This is a genomic window from Mycolicibacterium sp. ND9-15 (assembly GCF_035918395.1).
Lineage (GTDB): Bacteria > Actinomycetota > Actinomycetes > Mycobacteriales > Mycobacteriaceae > Mycobacterium.
The window spans coordinates 1,651,523-1,673,340 of sequence record NZ_CP142362.1; the positions used below are offsets into that span (position 1 = coordinate 1,651,523).

General features: G+C 67.5%; 17 protein-coding genes and 1 pseudogene. 7 read left to right on the forward strand and 11 right to left on the reverse strand.

The features are described 5' to 3' along the window. The first annotated feature begins 119 nt into the window (after positions 1-119). A complete protein-coding gene (locus tag QGN32_RS08090; protein WP_326548070.1) occupies positions 120-539 on the forward strand; it encodes a lipoprotein LpqH in 420 nt (139 codons plus the stop codon). A 3-nt stretch (positions 540-542) separates the two neighbouring features. Here the strand turns inward: QGN32_RS08090 and QGN32_RS08095 are convergent, their stop codons facing one another. The 4 genes from QGN32_RS08095 to QGN32_RS08110 all read right to left on the reverse strand — a co-directional run bounded on the left by QGN32_RS08095 (position 543) and on the right by QGN32_RS08110 (position 4,807). After that, the gene (locus tag QGN32_RS08095) at positions 543-1,928 is read right to left on the reverse strand and encodes a WS/DGAT/MGAT family O-acyltransferase (protein ID WP_326548071.1); all 1,386 of its coding nucleotides are present in this window, start codon (positions 1,926-1,928) and stop codon (positions 543-545) included. Positions 1,929-1,985: 57 nt separating this feature from the next. Beyond that, complete coding sequence (locus tag QGN32_RS08100; protein ID WP_326548072.1) at positions 1,986-2,447, reverse strand: Crp/Fnr family transcriptional regulator; 462 nt, start codon at positions 2,445-2,447, stop codon at positions 1,986-1,988. A 110-nt stretch (positions 2,448-2,557) separates the two neighbouring features. After that, on the reverse strand, positions 2,558-4,117 hold the full coding sequence (locus QGN32_RS08105) for a serine/threonine-protein kinase (protein WP_326548073.1): 1,560 nt from the start codon (positions 4,115-4,117) through the stop codon (positions 2,558-2,560). Positions 4,118-4,258: 141 nt separating this feature from the next. Beyond that, positions 4,259-4,807, reverse strand: a complete 549-nt coding sequence (locus QGN32_RS08110) for a YceI family protein (RefSeq protein WP_326548074.1) — start codon at positions 4,805-4,807, stop codon at positions 4,259-4,261. Between the two features lie 129 nt (positions 4,808-4,936). Between QGN32_RS08110 and QGN32_RS08115 the strand changes: the two genes are divergently transcribed. The 4 genes and pseudogenes from QGN32_RS08115 (at position 4,937) to QGN32_RS08130 (ending at position 8,947) form a co-directional block, all read left to right on the forward strand. Next, entirely contained in the window at positions 4,937-5,209 is a 273-nt protein-coding gene (locus QGN32_RS08115) for a hypothetical protein (RefSeq protein WP_326548075.1), read from the forward strand. A gap of 135 nt (positions 5,210-5,344) precedes the next feature. Then, complete coding sequence (locus QGN32_RS08120; protein WP_326548076.1) at positions 5,345-5,860, forward strand: 2Fe-2S iron-sulfur cluster-binding protein; 516 nt, start codon at positions 5,345-5,347, stop codon at positions 5,858-5,860. Further along, positions 5,857-6,843, forward strand: a complete 987-nt coding sequence (locus QGN32_RS08125; RefSeq protein WP_326548077.1) for an FAD binding domain-containing protein — start codon at positions 5,857-5,859, stop codon at positions 6,841-6,843. The genes QGN32_RS08120 and QGN32_RS08125 overlap by 4 nt, the downstream gene beginning before the upstream one ends. Beyond that, a pseudogene (locus tag QGN32_RS08130) lies at positions 6,840-8,947 on the forward strand (xanthine dehydrogenase family protein molybdopterin-binding subunit). The gene QGN32_RS08125 and the pseudogene QGN32_RS08130 overlap by 4 nt, the downstream one beginning before the upstream one ends. Positions 8,948-9,022: 75 nt before the next feature. On the opposite strand, the gene QGN32_RS08135 reads toward QGN32_RS08130, so the two are convergent. The 7 genes from QGN32_RS08135 to fdh form a co-directional block, all read right to left on the reverse strand. Next, on the reverse strand, positions 9,023-9,952 hold the full coding sequence (locus QGN32_RS08135; protein WP_326548078.1) for an NAD(P)/FAD-dependent oxidoreductase: 930 nt from the start codon (positions 9,950-9,952) through the stop codon (positions 9,023-9,025). Positions 9,953-9,977: 25 nt separating this feature from the next. Further along, positions 9,978-10,601 (reverse strand): rhomboid-like protein, encoded by a 624-nt coding sequence (locus QGN32_RS08140; protein WP_326548079.1) that lies wholly within the window; start codon positions 10,599-10,601, stop codon positions 9,978-9,980. A gap of 85 nt (positions 10,602-10,686) precedes the next feature. Further along, positions 10,687-12,579, reverse strand: coding sequence for a serine/threonine-protein kinase (locus QGN32_RS08145; RefSeq protein WP_326548080.1), 1,893 nt, complete (start codon positions 12,577-12,579; stop codon positions 10,687-10,689). Between the two features lie 78 nt (positions 12,580-12,657). Beyond that, positions 12,658-14,007 (reverse strand): MFS transporter, encoded by a 1,350-nt coding sequence (locus QGN32_RS08150; protein ID WP_326548081.1) that lies wholly within the window; start codon positions 14,005-14,007, stop codon positions 12,658-12,660. 89 nt (positions 14,008-14,096) lie between these two features. After that, a complete protein-coding gene (nrfD, locus tag QGN32_RS08155) occupies positions 14,097-15,053 on the reverse strand; it encodes an NrfD/PsrC family molybdoenzyme membrane anchor subunit (protein WP_326548082.1) in 957 nt (318 codons plus the stop codon). Continuing rightward, the gene (locus QGN32_RS08160; RefSeq protein ID WP_326548083.1) at positions 15,053-15,955 is read right to left on the reverse strand and encodes a 4Fe-4S dicluster domain-containing protein; all 903 of its coding nucleotides are present in this window, start codon (positions 15,953-15,955) and stop codon (positions 15,053-15,055) included. Before QGN32_RS08160 ends, nrfD begins: the two co-directional genes overlap by 1 nt. Next, positions 15,952-19,233: a formate dehydrogenase gene (fdh, locus tag QGN32_RS08165; RefSeq protein ID WP_442791797.1), complete on the reverse strand. Its 3,282-nt coding sequence runs from the start codon at positions 19,231-19,233 to the stop codon at positions 15,952-15,954. The genes QGN32_RS08160 and fdh overlap by 4 nt, the downstream gene beginning before the upstream one ends. 222 nt (positions 19,234-19,455) lie before the next feature. Here fdh and QGN32_RS08170 point away from each other — a divergent pair, with 222 nt between their 5' ends. Continuing rightward, positions 19,456-20,298: a glycoside hydrolase family 16 protein gene (locus QGN32_RS08170; RefSeq protein ID WP_326548983.1), complete on the forward strand. Its 843-nt coding sequence runs from the start codon at positions 19,456-19,458 to the stop codon at positions 20,296-20,298. Further along, a complete protein-coding gene (locus tag QGN32_RS08175) occupies positions 20,292-21,809 on the forward strand; it encodes a glycosyltransferase family 39 protein (protein ID WP_326548984.1) in 1,518 nt (505 codons plus the stop codon). The genes QGN32_RS08170 and QGN32_RS08175 overlap by 7 nt, the downstream gene beginning before the upstream one ends. The last annotated feature ends 9 nt before the right edge of the window (positions 21,810-21,818 follow it).

Sequence of the window (21,818 nt, forward strand, 5' to 3'; positions counted from 1 at the left end):
GACCGCTCGAAGAAACCTCGCCTGCATGAGTACCGGGCCAGCGCGAGGCTTTTTCAGCACGACTGCCCTACGCAATACGCGATCGGGGTAGCCTGCCCAAGTCAGGGCGGAGGTGTTCCATGCGGTTCCGGTTCAGCGGCCTGACGGCGTTGGTAGCCGTCGTCTCCGGATGCGGGCTCACCGGACCGACGCCCTCCGAGGAACCCCCGCAATCCGGCCACATCACCATCGACGGCACGACGCTGAAAACCCGATCCGTTGAGTGCACACAGCACGAATGGTCCATGATGATCGACGCGAAGGCGGAGCCGGGCAGCGCCCAGGTCTTCTTGGAACTCGGCGGCACCGAGCCGATCGTCCGGACCGTCACCATCGAGAACGTCAACGACATCAACGGCGCCTTCGGCGGCGACGCCAGTAAAGCCGACGCCACCGCCCGGGGCAGCGTCTACACCGTCTCGGGCACCGTCGTCGGGAGCGACCGGCGCCACCCCGGGAAGTCGCGGACGATGCCCTTCGAGATCAAAGCGCCCTGCTGACGATCAGCAATAGGCCAGCAACTCCTCCAACTCGGCTTCGAAGCGGTCGGCCAGATCCCAGAGATCGCCCACCAGCTTGCGGCACGAGATGATCCCGATGTTCAGCTTGCCGCTCAACGACAGCACCGTGATGTTGAGCCCCGACCCGTGGAAGATCGGCCCGAGCGGATACAGCGCCTTCAACTCGGCGCCCATCGCATACAACTCGGTCTGCGGTCCAGCCACATTCGAGATGACGACGTTGTGGATCGGGGTGTGCTTCAGCGGGCTGTGCGACATCACCTCCAGCGCCACACCGAACAACGGGGGCGGCAGCGCCTGAGTCACGTCAGCTAGCAGCGTCGGGGCGATAGCGGAGCTGTGATCCTTTGCGTGCGAACTAGATTCGGCGATGACGCGCAGCCGCTCGACAGGATCCTCGATGTGGGTCTGCAGGTTGCAGAAGAAGCCGGAGAGCTGGTTGCGGCCCGGCCGATCGGATTTGTCGTGCACCGACGCCGGGACCACCGCCACGAGCGGCTTGTCCGGCAACTCTCCACGCTTGTGCAGGTACTCACGCAGCGCGCCGGCGCACAACGCCATCACCACGTCGTTGACCTTGACGTCGAACGCGTCCTTCACACGCTTGACGTCATCCAACTCCAGCTGTGCCAGTGCGATGGTGCGGTCGGCGGTGATCTCGGCGTTGAACACCGTCGCCGGTGCCTTGAAGGGTGCGGCCATGGTTTTACCGCTGCGGGCGCGGCTCAGGGTGCTCGCGATCGTCGACATCGTCGCGGGCACGGCCCTCGCCAGTTCCAGCGGACGGGCCAATGACCGCATCAGGCCCCCGACGGCGATCTCGAACGGCTTGGCTCCGCCGGGCCCGGCGACCGGTTCGGGAGACGGGGCGCCGGGCTCGGTGTCGCAGAGCTTGCTGATGAGGTTGGCCGCCGACACCCCGTCCACCGCGGCGTGGTGCACCTTGATCATCAGCGCGATGTCACCCGCGTCATGTGGATTGGTTTCGGCGATGCCTTCGATCACCCACATCTCCCACAGCGGCTTGCTGCGGTCCAGCGGAGACGACGCGATCCGTCCGCACATCTCCACCAGTTCGGCGCGCCCGCCCGGTGCCGGCAGCGCGCTGCGGCGCAGATGGTAGGACAGATCCGGGTCGTCGTCTTCGACCCACACGGGGTGATCGAGATTGAGCGGGCTGTTCGCGAGCTTCGCCCGTAACTCCGGCAGCGCCTTCAGCCGCGATGCCAGTTGGTCGCGAACTCGCTCGAAGCTGTAGCCGCCGGGAATCGTGGACGTGTCCAGGCAGGCGATCGAGCACACATGCAATGGCACGCTGGATGATTCGCTGTACAACATACTGGCGTCGAACGCGCTCAGCCGTTCCATTCCGTGCACGTACCCGGGTTTACACCCACGTCAAACCACGAGCGCGGTTACGCCAGGTCAGCTCGGTTCGGTGGCTTGCGGGGTGTGGCGGGCGACCGTCGCGTCCATCGCCTCGCGCAGCGCCGGTATCTCCTCGAGCAGGCGGTCGAGGTCGTCACGCGCGATGTGCAGCACCTCGGCCCGGCCTGTCGTCGTCACTGTCGCGTTGCGCAGCGCACCGCGACGCAGTACCGATTCGCCGATCACCTCACCGGGGCCGACCACGGCGATGCGGTCGTGGCCGACGTACACCCCGACCTCACCCTCGAGCAGGATGTAGCAGGCGTCCGACGGAGTCTTCTCCCGGATCAGTGGCCACGGCCCCGACGTCGAGGTGCGATGGGCCGCTTGAGCCAGATGCTTGAGGTCTTCGTCGGAGAACTTCGCGAACGTGTCGAACTCCCGTAACCGGCGGGTGTCTTCTTCGACCTCCCGCGCGCGCGCCTGTCCACCCGCGCGGTTGTACTTGCGGTTGTCCATGGTGGGTTCCCCCGATCCGCGACGTGTTTCTCGCCGCACGGTAGCCGATCAGCGGCGGTTTCGGTGCGTAAATGGTCGCCGAGCGATCGATAAGGCACCGAAATCACCAGTCAGCGGTCCGCCGAGCCGTACTCCAGCGCCGGTTCCGCCGAGTCGATCTTCCCGCTGCTCGAGATCGTCAACATTCCGGGTTGCACGTCGTACCGCGCGCCGTCGGCCGGGTTGGTGGCGACGAACCCGCCGCCGACGGGTTGTGCGTTGTTGAGTTGCACGTTGGCACCGTCGCTCAGCCGCTCCCCGCGGTACTGATAGCTGCCCGCGCCCATCTCGCAGATCACCGCCAGCGACTGGGCCGTCCTGATCACCGCCGCCGGGGTGCTGCCGGCATCGCAGCGCGCCGTGTGCCCGACGAACCCCTGCGAGTCGGTCCCCGACACGCCCGCGATCGGCGGCCCGCTGGTCGTCGGCGTCGGACTGGTCGTCGTCGGACTGGTCGTTGGTGTAGTGGTGGTCGCCGGTGTCGTGGTCGTCGTGTCCGTCGTTGTCGACGGCGGCACCGCCATTGGGGTCTGCGGCGCCGAACCACCGCCGTTGTTGCCGAACGCCAACACCAGCGCCAGCACCAGCGCCGCGGTGAACAGCACGATCGTCGCCACGACCAGCCCGACCTGCGCCGGGCCGAACCGCGGCTTGCGGTTCGGCGGTGGTGGCGGCAGCGGCGCGTATGCCGGTTGATAGCCGGTGCGCGCCGGGTTCGGGTCGACCGCCGAGAACTGCCGCGTCGACGGCGCCTGCTGTGACGCGGGCGCGACGGGCGGCGCCGCGACCGGGGCCTGCTCCGTTGCGGCGGCGGCCGCCTTGGCCAGCTTGCCGGCCGTCGCGAACCTGTCGGAGGGTTTCTTGGCCATCCCCCGCGCAACGACCTCGTCGAACGCCCGGCCGATGCCCCGCCGCATGATGCTCGGCCGCGGCGGCGGCGAGAACATGTGCGCGCCCATGACTTCCCGCAGGTCACCGGAGTCATACGGCGCCCGGCCGGTCAGGCATTCATAGAGCAGGCAGGTGAGCGAGTAGATGTCGGAGGCGGGCCCGCCGCGCTCGCCGCTGATGCGCTCCGGCGCCATGTAGGCACACGAGCCGATCACCAGCCCGGTCTTGGTCACCGTCGCTTCGCCCCTGCCGTGTGCGATGCCGAAGTCGACGAGATACGCGAAGTCGTCGGTGGTCAGCAGCACGTTTTCGGGCTTGATGTCGCGGTGCACCAGTCCGTTGGCATGCGCCGCGTCCAGCGCCGCCGCGACCTGGGTGATGATCGACACGACGCGCGTCGCCGGCAGCGGGCCGTCCGTCCTCAGTAACTCCTTGAGGCTGGCCCCTTCGACGAGGCGCATGTCGATGTAGAGCACGCCGTCGATGTCGCCGAAGTCGTGCACCGGGATGACGTGCGGTTCCTGCAGGCGGGCGGCGACGCGCGACTCGCGTCGAAAGCGTTCCTGAAAGTTCGGGTCTGCCGCCATATCAGGACGTAGCAGCTTGATCGCCACCGTCCGTTCCTTTGCGGTGTCGTATGCGCGGTACACCTCGCCCATGCCGCCGACGCCGATCAGAGACTTCAGCTCATACGGCCCGAATCGCGTGCCCAGACGGGAACCGCCGTTCGGGGAGCTCACATGCGATCCTTTCTCTTCTCGACATCAGCGCAGCAACCAATGGTGTTCCCGCAAGGCCGTCTTGAGTAACCCGCTCCCCGCAGCGGGTATCGCGGCGCCTCCGATGTCGCAGCAGCACAGGCGATTTCCTCAGCGGCCAGGTTACCGTTTGTTTCGTTTGGCGGTGAATACCACCGACACGGGGTCGGCGACCTTCATCGAGCCCATCAGCATCGAATACGGCTTGAGACCGAAGTCAGAGTGCCGCACGTCTACTTCGGATGAGATCCGCCACACCTCATTGACTTCCTGTACGCGCACGTCGACACACTGCTCACGCCCCTGACCGTGAATCTGCAGCGTCCCGGCGAGACGGTATCCGTCGCTGGTCTTCTCGACGTTGCTCGTCTCGAACACGATTTGCGGAAACCGCTTCGCATCCAGCACTTTCAAGGCATTCGACCGCACGAGCCCCTTCTCAGGACCCGTCAGCGGTGTCACGCCTCCCTCACCGCTGAGCACCTCGAACGAATCCACATCGACGGTGAGCGTCACCTTGGTCGGTTCACCGTCGGACCATTCGACGGTGGCGTGCCAGGTGTTCATGGCGATGGTCAACCGGTGGCCCATCTTCGCGGCCCGGCCTTCGACGCCGGTGCGGATTTCCAGGCGGCCGTCGAACTGGTCCAGATTCCACTTCTGCGCGGTCATACTGTCATTGTCCGTGCCGATGATCGCCGGCTTGTGACTGTCGGATAACGACCAGGGTCTTTCGTCCCTAGTCGCGGGTCTCCGGCGAACGCAAGACTCAGGCATCTGCAAAGGAGCGTGGTCTGGGATATGGACGGGGTGAACTGCCCAGAGTGTGGTGAGATCTTCGGGGAAGAAGACGTCCACTGGGTCACGAACGCCGAAGGCGGTGTCATGTACCGCCTCCCGTGTGACCACATGGCGGTCGGCACCTGGACCGACGGTGAAGTGACCTACGGCCCGGAACACCTGTGGACGTGTCCGCCTGCAACGGAGCATCACCATCGCTACTTCCACGACCAGCACCGCAGCTTCATAGACGAACTGGACAAGATCCTCGAGGAGAAGCTGCACGAGGGTTAAGGCCATTCGAGCGCGACGAAAGCCGACCAGAGCCTCGGCCCGGCCGATCGTTAACCCATTTGCCCGCAGCACCCGAGTCAAGCTCGTCGGCACAACTCCCGGTTTCGCGAAGCCCGACACGGGTACCTGCCAACGATGGAGTCAGCCCACTTCACCGACATCACCGTGTCCGTCGACGGCGCCCGACACTCGCTGACCGTCGACAACCGCACGACTTTGCTCGACCTGCTGCGCGAACACCTCGGCGTGACCGCCCCCAAAAACGGCTGCGACCACGGTCAATGCGGCTCCTGCACGGTTCTGCTCGACGGCCGCCGCGCCACCACCTGCCTGGCGTTCGCGGTCGCCCACGACGGTGTCGAGATCGTCACCGCCGCGGGCCTCGGAGATGCCGACGCGCTGCACCCCATCGCCCAGGCCTTCCTCGACCATGACGGCTTCCAATGCGGCTACTGCACGCCCGGTCAGATCTGCTCGGCCATCGGCATGCTCGACGAGGTCAAGTCCGGCGCCCCCAGCCACGTCACGGAGGATATCGAGCAACCGCCCGAACTCTCCGACGCCGAAATCCGCGAGCGCATGAGCGGCAACCTCTGCCGCTGCGCCGCCTACCCGAACATCGTCGCCGCCATCAGCCAGGCCGCGCGATGATCCCGTTCGATTACCACCGCGCGACCAGCGTCCAGGATGCGGTCACCGCCGTCGCCGACCGCCCCGACGCCGTGTTCCTCGCAGGCGGCACGAACCTGGTCGACCACATGAAGCTCGGCATCGTCGAGCCGACGCTCGTCGTCGACGTGGGCCACCTACCCCTCACCGACGTCGACCAGTTGCCCGACGGCTCGCTGCGCGTCGGCGCCGACGTCCGCAACAGCGACCTCGCCGCCCACCCGGTGGTCCGCAGCCGCTACCCCGTGCTCGCCCGCGCACTGCTGTCGGCGGCGTCCGGTCAGCTTCGCAACCTCGCGACCACCGCGGGAAACCTGTTGCAGCGCACTCGATGCGTCTACTTCCAGGACGTCACCACGCCCTGCAATAAACGCACACCCGGCGAGGGCTGCTCGGCGATCGGCGGGTACGTCCGCTACCACGCGATCCTTGGCGCCTCGGAACACTGTGTGGCCGTGCATCCGTCGGACATGGCGGTCGCGATGGCCGCGCTCGACACCGTCGTGGTCTTCCAGGACGCCGACGGCGAACACCGACTGCCGCTCACCGAGTTCCACCGACTGCCCGGGGACCGCCCCGACCGCGACACCGAGCTACCGCCCGGCGCGCTGATCACCACGGTCGAAATTCCCGTGCCGCCCGACGGTGCCCGTTCGACGTACCGCAAGGTACGCGACCGTGCCTCGTACGCGTTCGCATTGACGTCGGTGGCCGCCGAACTCGTCGTCGACGACGACACCATCACCGGCGCCCGCATCGCGCTCGGCGGCGTCGCCCACAAACCGTGGCGCGCCCACCGCGCCGAACGGGTCCTCGTCGGCGCGCCGGCCACCGAGGACACGTTCCGCCGCGCCGGGGACGCCGAACTCGAAGAGGCGCAACCGTTGCCCGGCAACGAATTCAAGGTCGAGCTCACCCGCCGCGCGATCATCGCCACCCTCACCGAGCTGAGCGAGCAGCGATGACCGCGTTGGAGGCTCGCGTCATCGGCACTCCCGTCGCCCGCCTCGACGGGCCCGCCAAGGTCACCGGCCTCGCGGACTACGCCTACGAGTACGCCGTCGAGAACGCCGCATATCTGCATCCGGTCCAGGCCACCATAGCCAACGGCCGGATCAGCGCGATGGACACCTCCGCCGCCAAGGCGCTCGACGGTGTCCTCACCGTGTTCACCGTCTTCGACGCGCCCCGCCTCGCCGACACCTCCAACGGCGACCTCGCCGTCCTGCAGGACCCCGAGGTGCACTACCGCAACCAGCTAATCGGCGCAGTGGTCGCCGAGAGCGCCGAAACCGCCCGCCAGGCAGCGGCACTCGTGCGCGTCGAGTACAACGCAGGATCCCATGACGTCGAGCTGCGCGCCGACCATCCGAAGCTGTACGCACCCAAACAGGTCAACGCCGGCTATCCGACCGACACCTCCGAGGGCGATGTCGAGGCCGCGCTGCGGGACACAGCGGTCGTCGTCGATCAGACTTACACCACGCCGCACCAGCACAACAACCCGATGGAGCCGCACGCCTGTATCGCCCTGTGGGACAACGATGCGCTGACCCTATGGGACTCGACCCAGGGCGTCCACGTGGTCCGCAAGGAGATCGCGACGACATTCGGGCTCGAGCCCGAACAGGTGCGGGTGATTGCGAAGAACGTCGGCGGCGGGTTCGGCTCCAAGGAGCACCGCACTCGCACAACGTGCTCGCCGTGATGGCCGCGCAACGAGTTCCGGGTCGACCGGTGAAGCTCGCCGTCACCCGTCAGCAGATGTTCGACGTCGTCGGGTATCGCACACCGACCATTCACCGGCTGCGCCTCGGTGCGGACCGTGACGGGACCCTGACGTCGATCAGCCATGAGGTCGTGACCCAGACCGCGACCGTCAAGGAGTTCGCCGAACAAGCCGCGGCGCCGACGCGCATGATGTACGCCGGCCCGAACCGCAACACCTCGCACCGGTTGGCGGCGCTCGATGTGCCGGTCCCGTTCTGGATGCGCGCACCCGGTGAGTGCCCGGGCATGTTCGCGCTGGAGGTCGCGATGGACGAGTTGGCCGTCGCGTGCGGCCTCGACCCGATCGAGCTGCGGATCCGAAACGAGCCCGACGTCGACCCCGAGACCGGCAATTCGTGGTCGAACCGCCGCCTTGTCGAATGCCTGCAGATCGGCGCGGAACGGTTCGACTGGGCGTCGCGCGACCCGCAGCCCGGAACCCGTTGCGAGGGTGAGTGGATGGTCGGCACGGGTGTGGCGTCGGCGGTGTACCCGGCGATGATCCAGCCCGGCAACAGCGCCCGCATCGAGTGCGTCGCGCCGAGCCGCTACACCGTCGCGATCGGTGCGGTCGACATCGGCACCGGCACGTGGACGGCGCTCTCGCAGATCGCGGCCGACGCACTCGGTTGCGAGCTGGCCGCGGTCGACCTGCAGATCGGCGACACCGACCTGCCGGCCGCGTCGGTGGAGGGTGGCTCGTCGGGGATCAGCTCGTGGGGCCGCGCGATCATCGCTGCGGCACGACGGTTCCGGCACGACCACGGCGACGATCCAGCCGTCGGCGTTGCCACCACCGTCGAGGCGCCGGAGAACAAAGACGCGCCGAACTTCGGAATGTATTCGTTCGGCGCGCATTTCGTCGAGGCGCGGGTCAGCCGCTACACCGGCGAGATCCGGGTGCCACGAATGCTGGGCGTGTTCTCGATCGGTCGCGTGATCAACCCGGCGACGCTGCGGTCGCAGTTGATCGGTGGCATGACGATGGGCCTGTCGATGGCGCTGCACGAGGAGAGCGTGCGCGACCCGCGATTCGGCCACGTCGTCACCCGGGATCTGGCGACGTACCACATCAGCTCGCACGCCGACGTCCCCGCGATCGAGGCGATGTGGCTCGACGACGCCGACAAGCACTCGAACCCCATGGGGTCACGCGGCGCAGGTGAGATCGGCATCGTCGGCTCGGCTGCCGCGGTCGTCAACGCCGTCTACCACGCCAGCGGCATCCGGGTGCGGGACCTACCGGTGATGTGCGACGCGCTGCTCGGCGCTCGGATAGGCGCCGCGAAATCGACGTGAGGGTTGCGATCGTCGCGAATCCGCAGCCCTGCTGTAGATTTCGGCGAAGAACTGGGACCAGCCCGGCCGCGGGCGTCAGATCGGCGGGTAGGGCATGGCGAACTCGTCGGCGAGCAGGCTCTGCACGATGATCATCGCCGCCTTCGAGCCCGCGGCGATCGCACCCGCGACATAGGGCTGCTCGGTGCAGACGTCGCCGGCGGCGAACACGCCGCTCGTCTCGGTGCGGTGGATCGGGTCGATGCTGATGGTGTCGACGGCCAGCGGGCCGGGTGTGCATGCGGCGCCCAACTGCTCGGCCAGCGGTGAGCGTTGTCGCAAGGGCGCCTCGACGAGCAGCCCGTCGCGGGCCAGCCGGTCGCCGTCGGCGAACGCAATGGCACTCAATCGGCCACTCTCGCTGAGCAATTCGACGACGCGGCGGTCGTCGATGGTGACGTCGGCCGCCGCCAGCACCTTCTTGTCGGCGTCCGAGAGGTCGGTGCGCCCGTCGGTCAGCAGCACCACGTCGTCGCTCCAGCCGCGCAGCATCAGCGCCGAATGCATCGCCTCCTCGCCGGCGGCCATGGTGGCCAGCCGCTTGTCGCGCATCTCCCAGCCGTGGCAGAACGGGCATTGGAACACCGAGGTGCCCCACAGCTCCGCGAGCCCGGGAAGGTCCGGCGGGCAGTACTGCATTCCGGTGGCCAGCAGGACACGTTTGGCGAGGATCGGTTCACCGTCATCGGGTTCGAGGACGAAACCGTTGTCGATCGGACGGCCGCTGACGATCCGGCCGTGTCGGTACTCGACGCTGGGATACGACGTCAGCTCGCGGCGGCCGGCGGCATAGAGCTCGGCGGGCGGGCGCTGGTCGAAGCCGAGCAGACCACCAATGACGGTCGACGCGCGGTTGCTCTGCTCGTCGGCGTCGATGACGACCGTGCGCCGTCGCGCCCGGCCCAGGACGAGCGCGGCACTCAACCCCGCGGCTCCCCCGCCGACGACAGCACATTCCCACTGCATCACGACATGTTTCCCACTGTGACGGCTATGAAACGTCGGGTAGCCGCGGGTACGGCCTCAGGTCGCGGTCGGGTGCCAGCGGAATCGCGGCCAACCCGACGACGAACGCGGTCAGGTGGCCGACTTCGGTGAAGGTGGGCCGCGCGGCGGCGTTACCGGCCAGCGCCAGCACCACCGCGGCCTGGGCGCGGGAGCGCCACGGTCTTCGGGTGTAGCCCGACAGGGCGCCGGCCACCCCGAGGACGAAGTAGCTCACCCCGACGTCGCGGGCGTTCTCCAGTCGCTGGGGCACCCGTCCTTTCCGGATCAGCACCCGAAGGTAGCTCTGGCCGACGTAGGTGGCGATGACGTGCGCGCAGATCCCGACGAGAAGCCAACGCCACCATCGCAATCGGCGCTCGGCGGGGGCGACGACGCAGACGAAGACCGGGACGTACGGCCACCACCTGTGGTCATCGAGCCAGAACAGGCTGCTGGTGAGCACCCGGGACGGCTCGGTGCGCAGCCGGCGCAGGTTGGTGGAGTTCCTGCGCTGAATCCGCCGCGATTCCCGATGGCCGGCCGAGCGCTGCACGCGGGTCGTGACGAGCAGCACGAGCAGCCACGCGAAGCTGAACGGCGCGCCGGCGACGCCGCGGAGAAGCCGCACACCGCGACACTATCCCTGCGCGGCATCACCGCGATGCAGTATCTACTGTCGGCTCGAGCACGACGACGGGCGAGGCGCTCGAGGATCAGTTCATCAGCTTGGTAGTGCCCTCGACCGGCCGCCAGGTGCTGACCATCTTCGCGAAGCAGTGGTTTCGGTCGAAGCCTTGGTCGCGACACCATCCCAGCACGTCGGTGTAATAGGGCGATTTGAGTCCCACGATCGTCACCCAGAAGTTGCGGCCATCGAAGGTCGACCAGTCACCGGACCACAGCAATCTGACGTCCGGATACTGCTCGCGCAGCCGAAGGTGCTCCTCGAGGATCTGCGCGTTGTCCCACACCGTGCCCTCAGCCTCGAGACCCTCACGCTTCGAACTGATCTGCGGAACCCATATATCGGTGAAATACGAAGACACATAACGCCGGTCGTCAGCAGCGATCGCCCGGAGCCGGTTGAGGCTGACGGTGTCGACGTCGGGAGTCACCGGCACCGTGCGGGTCGGCGTCCGCGACGGGGGCGGCTTGGGCGACGACTTCGGCGGTGCCGTCGTCGCCGTCGGCTCCTGATCAGGGTCCGTGTCTGAAAGCGGCACTTCGACGCCCGCCTTCGCCTCGGCCTCGGTGAAGCTCATCTCCGGCTGCCGAGCGATCTTGACCCGGTAGAACTGGGCTCCGGCCGGTACCCGGTCGACGCGGAACAGCACCAGGCACGCGTCGCGTCCGCTGTTGCTGCCCTGGATCGCCCCCTTGGCGAGCAGCTTTCCCGACTCGTCTTCGACGGTGACCGGAGCGCTGGGGCCGATGTCGCTGTAATCCCCTGCGCCGACGCACTTGTAGCCACCCGGGAGGCCGCTCGTCTTCACCGTGTCGAGCGGGATTTTCACAGCCCCCGCGAGGGTAAACGGCTCATGTGGAGGCTCTCGCGGCGATGCGAGCGCAAGGTAGGCGACGACGCCGACGACAACCAGTAGGGCGGCCGTTCCTGCCAGGGCCCACCGCCAACGCTTGCCGCGGCGCAGCGGGGTTGTCGGCACCCGTGGGTCGGAGGGGTACATCAGCACCGGGGCAGGTGCCACAGGCCGCGCCATGGTCTCGGCGTCGGGCGACACCGGAGGCGGTGCAGTTGCCACGTCGGCCTGCAGCGCCGATCCGAGCGCGCGCGCGAAATCAAGGCAGGAGGCGAACCGGTCATCCGGGTCCTTGGCCAACGCACGGGCCACAACGGGGTCGAGCGACGCCAGCCCGGGGTGGGTGTCGGCGAGTGCGGGGGGCGTCGCGTTCAGGTGCTTGCCGATGACGACAGCGGCTTTCGAGTGCTGGAACGGGGGAGCGCCGGTCAGCATGTGAAAGGCGGTCACGGCCAGCGAGTACTGATCGGTTCTGCCGTCGACGTCAAGGCCCATCAACTGTTCGGGAGCGGCGTACGCCGCCGTGCCGACGGTCATGTTGGTGGCGGTCAGCCCGCCGCTGGTGTCGTCCGCCAGGTCGCGGGCGACACCGAAATCGCTGAGCAGAACGCGGCGTTCGCCGTCCTCGACGTCGGCCACCAGAATGTTGGCCGGCTTGACGTCGCGGTGTAGCAGGCCGCGGGCGTGGGCGTAGTCGAGGGCTCCTGCCACCGCCGTGACGATCTCGATCACGTCGTCGACGGGCATGCCGATCGGATACCGCTGCAGCAAGCGGTTGACATCGGTGCCGTCCACGAAGTCCATGGAGATCCAGAGTCGGCCGCGGTGCCTCCCCCGGTCATGGATTCCGACGATGTGGGGATGCCACAGGCTGGCCGCGAGGTCCGCTTCGCGGTTGAACCGCGCCACGAAATCGGCGTCGGATGAGATGTCGGTGCGTAGCACCTTGAGCGCATCGCGCCGCGGCAGCCTCGGGTGCTGGGCGAGGTAGACCTCACCCATTCCCCCGGAGCCAAGCATCCGCTGGATCGTGTAACCAGCGATTTTCGTACCGTCGGCCAACGGCATGCTGTTTTGGTACCCACACTGCGGATCCAGCTAACACACAATCGACCGAGTGCGTCGGTCGGGTGAGTGACGTTGGCGTCACACCTTGACGAAGGCCGACCCACGCTCGCGGTCGAGATACGTGTCCGACTTGTTCCTCAGGAAGAACACGTACACCACGAGGGACACCGCGATGCAGACGGTGACGTAGCCGATGAACAGCGGAACCTGGTCGCGCGCCTTGAGCGCCTGGTAGATCAACGGAGCGGTGCCGCCGAACATCGAGTTCGCCAGCGCGTAGCCCACACCCACGCCGAGCGCCCGCACGTGCACCGGGAACAGCTCCGATTTGACCAGCGCGTTGATCGAGGTGTAGCCGGTGAGGATCACGTATCCGACCGCCACCAACAGGAAAGACGTGAGCGGAGAACGTGTTTCGGGCAGGTAGGTGATCAGCACGTAGGTGTAGCCCAGCCCGCCGAAGCCGAACCACACCAGCAGCGGTTTGCGTCCGACCGTGTCGCTGATCATTCCGCCGACCGGTTGCAGCACCATCAGGAAGATCAGCCCGATCAGGTTGATCCAGGTACCCGTCATGCCGTCACCCTTGTACGCGGTCTTCACGATCGCCGGCGCGTTGACACTGTAGGTGTAGAAGGCGACCGTTCCGCCCATGGTGATCAGGAAGCACAGCAGCAGCGGCTTCCAGTAGCGGGTGAACAGCTCACGCATCGACCCGGCGCCCTTGTCGTCACCGGTTTTCGTCGCCTCGATGACCTCGTCGCTGAGCGACTCGTCCATGGTGCGTCGCAGCCAGAACACCACGACCGCCGCGACCGCACCGACCGCAAAGCCGATGCGCCAGCCGAAGTCGCGCAACTGGTCCTCGTCGAGGAAGGCGTCGAGCACAAGCAGCGTGGACTGCGCCAGCACGTGACCGCCCACGAGCGTGACGTACTGGAACGACGAGAAGAAGCCGCGGCGCTCGCGGGTCGCCGCCTCCGACATGTACGTCGCCGACGTCCCGTACTCGCCTCCCGTCGCGAAACCCTGCAGCAGACGGGCACAGACGAGCACGATCGGCGCGGCCACGCCGATCGTCGCCTGCGACGGCACCAGCGCGATCACCATGGAGCACAGCGCCATCAGCGACACGCTGACCGTCAGCGCCGCACGCCGGCCCCGCCGGTCGGCGAACCGGCCGAAGAACCACGACCCGATCGGGCGCATCACGAAGGTCACCGCGAAGATCGCATACACGTACACCGTCGAGTTCTTCTCGGACTCAGCGAAGAACTGTCCTTCGAAGTACGGGGCGAACACCGTGTAGATGTAGACGTCGTACCACTCGACGAGGTTGCCCGACGACCCGCGGATCGTGTTCCAGATCGCCCGCCTGGTCTCGGCGGGGGTCGACCGCGGCGGCTGCGCTTGGGTGGTGGTGGCCATCGTCCATCTTCCAGCGGGTCGGGTGCCCGGGCCACCCTATCTGGTCGAGATTGCACTCAGGGTCGTGATCGTTTGACCCGGAGCAGCCGTCAGTGCAATCTGGCGCGCAGGCGTTCAGCGGCATTCAACCGCTCCCGCTGCGGGACGACGACGTATTTCGGGTCGCGCGTCGACGCCACGCCCGCCTCGAACACGGCGAACCTCTGCAGTGCGCTCCCGACCAACAGCGCCGCGCCCGAGGCCGCTACCGCCGCCCGATTCCGTCCGATCACCGCGCCGACCGCTCCTCCGACCGTCAGCACCTCCGACAGCTGACGCAGCCGGTGCGCCTTGCCCGTCGTGTAGGCCTGCCCCTCGATCCCGAGGCGCCGCTCCATCACCCGCGAGGTCGCCACCTCCATCCCGGCGCCGAGGACCGCCATCCGCCGGGCCGGGCCGGTCTCGCCATAGGGCGCGAGCAGCATGCCCAGCCCGGCACCGCTGGCCGCCGCCGAACCCGTGAACACGAACGGCAGATACGGGTGCGCCTCCCGCCACGCCGGAACCGCCGTCTGCGACAACAGAACTGCCGTGTACGACGCCACCCCCGGCGCCGTCGCCGCCGCCGACAGCCCGGCCGGCCGCGCCGCCCGGTCCGCCAGCCGTCCCAGCGCGGTACCCCGTAACCGGCGCGGCATCAGCTCCGCCACCGCTGCCACACCCGCGCCCGGGCCATACGCCGACAGGATCCACGTGCCCATGCTCATCGGCGAGCTCGGCTTCGCCACCCGCAGCATGTGGTGAAACCGCTCCGGTCGGCCCAGGTCCGCGATCAAGAAGTACAAACTCGCCAAAATGCTTACCAGCGAACCGATTCGGGTCACCTTGCGCAGCCCGGGCCGCCCCGTCAGGTCCGCACCGGCCGCCAGCATCGCCGCGCCCGCGGACAGCCCGCCGCAGAACAGATACGCCGCGATCATCCAGTTCCACACCGGGCTCTTGAGGATCTGCTTGCCGTAGTACGACCGGAACTCCGCCTTCGGTACGGCCAGATGCTCGCGGGGCATCAGCTTCTCTTCCCGACGAAGGCCGAGACGGCGATTCCCATCAGCGCCGACGCCGCCATCCCCGCATAGCGCCACATCGCGCCGGCGTCGCGGGTCGGTACCACGGGATCCGGCGGCAGACCGTACACCTCGGGCTCGTCGAGCAGCAGGAAGAACGCTCCGTCACCGCCTACGCCATCGTTCGGGTCTTCGCCGTAGAGCCGTGCCTCGGTCACACCGCGCTCGTGTAACTCGTTGAGGCGCAAGGCGGCGCGCTCCCTTAACTCGTCGAGCACACCGAACTGGATCGAGTCCGTCGGGCACGCCTTCGCACACGCCGGCTCGAGCCCGTCGCGCAGGCGGTCATAGCACAGCGTGCACTTCCAGGCCCGGCCGTCGCCCTCGCGCCGCTCGATCACCCCGTACGGACACCCCGACACGCAGTACCCGCAACCGTTGCAGATGTCCTGCTGCACAACGACAGTCGCGAACTCGGTGCGGAACAGTGCGCCCGTCGGGCACACGTCCAGGCACCCCGCGTGGGTGCAGTGCTTGCAGACGTCGCTGCTCATCAACCAGCGGAAGTCTTGACGGGTCTCCGCGCCCGAAGCGTCGCCCGGACGCTCGAACCCCGGCATGCCCAGGTCCACCCGTTCGCGAGAGGGCTGCTCGATGAACGCGACATGCCGCCACGAGTTCGCCCCCAATTCGCCGGTGTTGTCGAACGACATGCCCAGCAGGTTGAACCCGTCCCCATCCCCCGAGACGGGCACCCCGTTCCACTCCTTGCACGCCACTTCGCACGCCTTGCAGCCGATGCACACCGAGGTGTCGGTGAAAAATCCCATCCGCGGGGGGTGACCGCCGTATCCCGCGTCACCGGCAACGTCTTCGAGTGGACCATAGAAGCTGTTGGGGCTCACGGCTTCTCCTCGGTGTGGTCTTCCGACGGACGGGTGGTGTCCAGGTTCGTTCCGGTCTCGGGGGTGATGCGGGCGCGCTCGCGGTACATCGCGATGTACTCCAGCAGCGCCGGGCCCCGCGGCCGCCGGCCGGGCTGGATGTCGCACGTCGCGACCTTGCTCTCCTGGATGAACACGTTCGGGTCGGCCACCACGCCCAGCAGGTCGTTGACCACGTCACCGTCGATCAGCCCGACACTGCCCCAGTGATACGGCATCCACACCTGGTGCACGACGCGGTCCTCGATCCGCAGGGGCCGCATCCGATCCGTCACGAACACCCGCGCATCGACCGCCGACCGGCTGGTCACCACGTGCGCCCAAGCCATGTGCGTCAGACCGCGTTCGGCGGCCAGTTCCGGGGACACCTCGACGAACAAACCGGGTTGCAACTCGCTGAGATAGGGCAATTGGCGGCTCATCCCGCCCGCGGTGTGATGCTCGGTCAACCGGGCGGCGGTGAAGATGTACGGGAACACCTCGCCGTGCAACTCCGGGGGCGACGGGTTCGACGGGTTGTCGGCGCGCCCGTACACCTTGCGGGCCGGGTTGCCCTGCTGCCGGTAGAGCGCGTTGGCCATCGGCGACTCGTGCGGTTCGTAGTGCGTCGGCAGCGGACCGTCGAGCACACCGTTCGGCGCGAACAGCCAGCCCTTGCCGTCGGCTTGCATGACGAACGCGTCGTCGCCGCGCAACGCCTCCACACCGACTGCGTCCGAGGGAGGTTCGTAGTACGGCGGCTTGGTCTTCTCGAAGTCCGGGACGTCGGAGCCGGTCCACTCGCCCTTCGAGGCGTCCCACCAGATCAGTTTTTTGCGCTCGCTCCATGGCCTGCCCTGCGGGTCGGCCGACGCGCGGTTGTAGAGCACGCGGCGGTTCATCGGCCACACCCAGCCCCATTGCCCGTCGTCGTGCGGCGCCCGTCGCGCCGCCTGGTTGACCTCGTCGGCATACACGCCGCTGTAGATCCAGCATCCACACATCGTGGAGCCGTCGGCGTTGAGCTCCAGATAACTGTTCACCGCGCGGCCGGTCGTCAGGTCGACGCCGTTGATCCGCCGCAGCACGTCCGCACTGGACGGCTCGTCGCCATTCATCGCGTAGTCCCATGACAGGTCCAGCAACGGCCGATCGCGGTTATCGGTTGAGCCGCTCAGCTTTTCGCGCAGGATCCGGCCGAGGTGGTAGAAGAACCACAGCTCCGAGCGCGCGTCGCCCGGCGGTTCGACGGCCTGGTCGCGCCACTGCAGCTTGCGCTGCGTCTGGGTGAACGTGCCGGACTTCTCGACGTGTGAGGCCGCCGGGAACAGGAACACCTCGGTGCGGCACGTCTCCGGGGTGATCTCGCCGGTCTCGATTTCCGGGGCGTTCTTCCAGAACGTCGCGCTCTCGATCTCGACGAGGTCACGCACCACCAGCCAGTCCAGGTTGGCCATGCCGAGTCGCTGCAACCGCCCGTGCGCCGACCCGACCGCGGGGTTCTGACCGAGCAGAAAGTAGCCGAACACCTTGCCGTCGACCATGTCCATCACCGTGCGGTAGGTGCCGTGGTCGCCGTTGATGCGGGGCAGGTAGTCGAAGCAGAAGTCGTTGTCGACGGTCGCGTGCTCGCCCCAATACTCCTTGAGCAGTGACACCATGTAGGTATCCGCCTTGTGCCAGAAGCCTTTCTGGTTCCGGCTCGTGATGTCGTCGAGGTAGTCCGACAACGTCTCCTGACCCGCATGCGGCATCGCGAGATAGCCGGGCAGCAGGTTGAACAACGTCGGCACGTCGGTCGAACCCTGGATGCTGGCGTGCCCGCGCAGCGCGAGCACCCCGCCGCCGGGCCGTCCGATGTTGCCCAGCAGCAACTGGATGATCGCGCCTGCGCGGATGAATTGTGAACCCATCGTGTGCTGGGTCCACCCGACGCTGTACACCAGCGCCGACGTGCGCTCGCGGCCGGAGTTCTGCGTCCATGCCCGTGCGACGTCGAGGAAGTCCGACACCGGCACACCGCACACGCGCTCGACCATCTCCGGCGTATAGCGGGCGTAGTGCCGCTTGAGGATCTGATAGACGCAGCGCGGGTGCTGCAGCGTCACGTCGGACGGAATACGTTGCGGCCGGCCCTCTATCGGGGCGCCGCCCGATCCGTGCTGATCCGGGGCGGCGTGCTCCTTTGCGCCGGCGCCGCCGTACTCGGGATCGGTACTTTCGTACTGCCACGTCGACGGGTCGTAAGAGGCGGTCTCGTCGTCGTACCCGGAGAACAGCCCGTCGAGGTCCTCGGCGTCCCGGAAGCGTGCGTCGACGATGAACGACGCGTTGGTGTAGGCGGTGACGTACTCACGGAAGTCGAGGTCGTTACTCAGGATGTAGTTGATGACCCCGCCGAGGAAGGCGATGTCACTGCCCGCCCGCAACGTGAGATGCCGGTCGGCCAGCGCGCTGGTCCGGGTGAACCGCGGGTCGATGTGCACGACCTTGGCGCCGCGTGCCTTGGCCTCGACCACCCACTGGAACCCGACCGGATGGGCTTCGGCCATGTTCGAGCCCATGATCACGATGTAGTCCGCGTTGGCGAGGTCTTGTTGGTAGTCCGTCGCCCCGCCGCGACCGAAGGAGGCCCCCAGACCGGGAACCGTGGCGCTGTGTCAAATGCGGGCCTGGTTCTCGATCTGCAGAGCCCCCAGGGCGGTGAACAGCTTCTTGATCAGGTAGTTCTCTTCGTTGTCCAGCGTCGCGCCGCCCAGGCTGGCGATGCCCATGGTCCGGCGCAGTGTGTTGCGGTCGGCGTCGAACTGCTGCCAGCCCTTCTCGCGCGCGTCGAGCACCCGATCGGCGACCATGTCCATCGCCGTGTCGAGGTCGATCTCCTGCCACTCGGTGGCGTAGGGCGGACGGTACCGCACCTTGGTCAACCGCTGCGGCCCGGTGACCAGTTGCTTGCTCGCAGAACCCTTGGGACACAACCGGCCCCGCGATATCGGGCTGTCCGGGTTGCCCTCGATCTGGATGACCTTCTCGTCCTTGACGTACACCTTCTGCGCGCAGCCGACCGCGCAGTACGGGCACACGGAGTGCGCAACCCGGTCGGCCTCGGTGGTCCGCGGAGTCAGCGTCGCCGAACGCTTGGACTGGGCGGCCTGGCCGCGACCCAACCGGTCCCCGCCGGTGAGTTGCCGGTACACCGGCCACGACTGCAACAGCTCCTTGATGTCCACGGTTGGCTCCTTACTCCGGCTCTCCCCCATCAAACCGTGCCGGGTGCGCTCCTGCCCCGCGTTCGCGAAAGCTACCCCAGGGTCGTGACCCGCCGTCGCACCACAGCCCTGGTGTACATCTCGCGAGGGTGACAGGCACCGCACTGGGCGCACGGACGACGGTACCGCTGTTGTGGCGAATCGACGCGCGCGCGCCATGACCAAACGCACATGATCGTGGACCGCACCCTCTATGGTGCAGTCGTGGCCGAAATCGACCGTCGCACCCTGATGATGATGACCGGAGTCGCCGCGCTCGGTGCGGCCCTACCCGCGCCGCTGGCCAACGCCTCGCCGCTTCGACCCTCGCCGCCGACGCAGCCGCCACCTGGCGCGGCGGCGGGCACGTACCTGTTCCAGGACGAATTCGACGGTCCGGCGGGGTCGGCGCCCGACCCCTCGAAGTGGCTCATCCAGAACTGGCAAGACGACGTATGGCCTCCGGTAGCGGGGATTTACCGCGACGACCGCCGCAACGTGTTCGTCGACGGCAACTCGAACCTGGTCCTGTGCGCGACCCAGGAGGGTGATCGGTACTTCAGCGGCAAGGTGCTCAGCCACTTCAGGGGACAGATCGGCACCACCTGGGAAGCGCGCATCAAACTCGACTGCATGCACCCCGGGCTTTGGCCCGCTTACTGGTTGCTGAACCAGGATCCCCTTCCCGACGGCGAAATCGACATCGTCGAGTACTACGGCAACGAGTCCTGGCCGCCCGGAACCACCGTCCACGCCGCGTCCAACGGCAAGACGTGGGAGGGCATGTCGATCCCTCAGCTGGTGGACCCCGCGTGGCACACCTGGCGCACGGAGTGGAGCGAGGACGGTTTCCGCTTCTGGCGCGACTACGTCGACGGCGCCAAGCCGTACTTCACGGTCGCGGCCAAGCCGATACCGGTCCACGGCCGCCCCGACGACCTGAGGTGGCCGTTCGGCATCCCCGGTTACTGGCTGCAGGCGATCTTCAACCTCGCGGTCGGCGGTTCGGGCGGCGGCGATCCGCGCCGGGCGCCATATCCGTCGGTCATGCTCGTCGACTGGATCCGCGTCTGGTAGACGTTTCCGCGCGCGGGCGGCTGGCACGGTCGGCGCCGCTGCTCGTCGCCATCCTGGGCGCCGCGGTGAGCCTCGCCGGGGCCGGTCGCCCGTCGTTCTGGTACGACGAGGCCGCCACGATCTCGGCCTCCTACAGCCGGCCGCTGCCTGCGCTGTGGCAGATGCTCGGCGACGTGGACGCCGTGCACGGGCTGTACTACCTGCTGATGCACGGCTGGTTCGCGGTCTTTCCGCCCACCGAGTTCTGGTCGCGGGCACCGAGCGGACTGGCCGTCGGCGCCGCCGCGGCGGGAGTGGTGGTGCTGGGCACCCAACTGTCGTCGCGGGCGGTCGGCGTGACGGCGGGCGTCGTCTGCGCGATCCTGCCACGAGCGACGTGGGCGGGGATCGAGGCGCGTCCCTATGCGCTGTCGATGCTGCTCGCCGTGTGGCTGGCCGTGCTCCTTGTTTCGGCCGCACGGCGCGAATTGCGTTGGGCATGGGCGGCATACGGCGTCCTACTGGCGGTGTCGATCCTGCTCGACGTCTACCTGGCGTTGCTGTTCTTCGTGCACGCCGTCTTCGTGGTGACGTTTCGGCGCAGGCGCACAGTGGTGTTGCCGTTCGTGATCGCCTCGGGTGTCGCGCTCGGTGTGATGGCGCCGTTCGTCGCGGTAGTCGCCGGACAGGCCAAGCAAATCAGCTGGATCACACCGATCGGCTTGCGTACGTTCGAAGACGTTGCCGTGCAACAGTATTTCGACCGCAATCCGTATCTTGCCTTACTGTCCGCGGTGGTGGTGCTGGCCGCGATCGGGGTTTGGTCCTTCGCGAGGCGGCCCAGCGTCGAAGAGCGGGAGACCCTCGTGCTGGCGGTGACGTGGCTGGTGATCCCGACGGCGTTGATCGTCGCCTACTCGGCGGCGGCCGAACCGCTCTACACACCGCGCTACCTCTGCTTCACCGCGCCCGCGATGGCACTGCTGCTGGGTGTGTGCATCACCGCGGTGGCGCGCTCCGTTCGGATGACGACGGTGGTGGTGGCGGCGTTCGCGGTGGTTGCGGCCCCCACTTACGTTGCGGTGCAACGCGCTCCGTACGCGAAGTACGACATGGACTACAGCCAGGTGGCCGACCTGATCTCCGCGAATGCCGCCGCCGGCGACTGCCTGCTGGTGAACGACACCGTGACGTTCCATCCCGCGCCGATGCGTCCGCTGATGGCCGCGCGCCCCGACGCCTACGGCAGACTCGTCGATGTGAGCCTCTGGCAGCGAGCGCTCGACATCCGCCAGGTGTTCGACACCAACCTCATCCCGGAAGCGTCCGTCGGGCCGCTCGAACACTGCGCCGTTGTCTGGATCATCACGCAGGCCGATCCGGTGGCACCGGAACACGAACAGGGAGTGGCGATTGCCCCCGGGCCGCTGTTCGGCGGCACCCACGCCTTCGCCGTCACCCACGACATGGGTCTGCGACTGGTCGAGCGCTGGCAGTTCAGCCTGGTACAGGTGCTCCGAGCGGAACGCTAGGACAGCTGA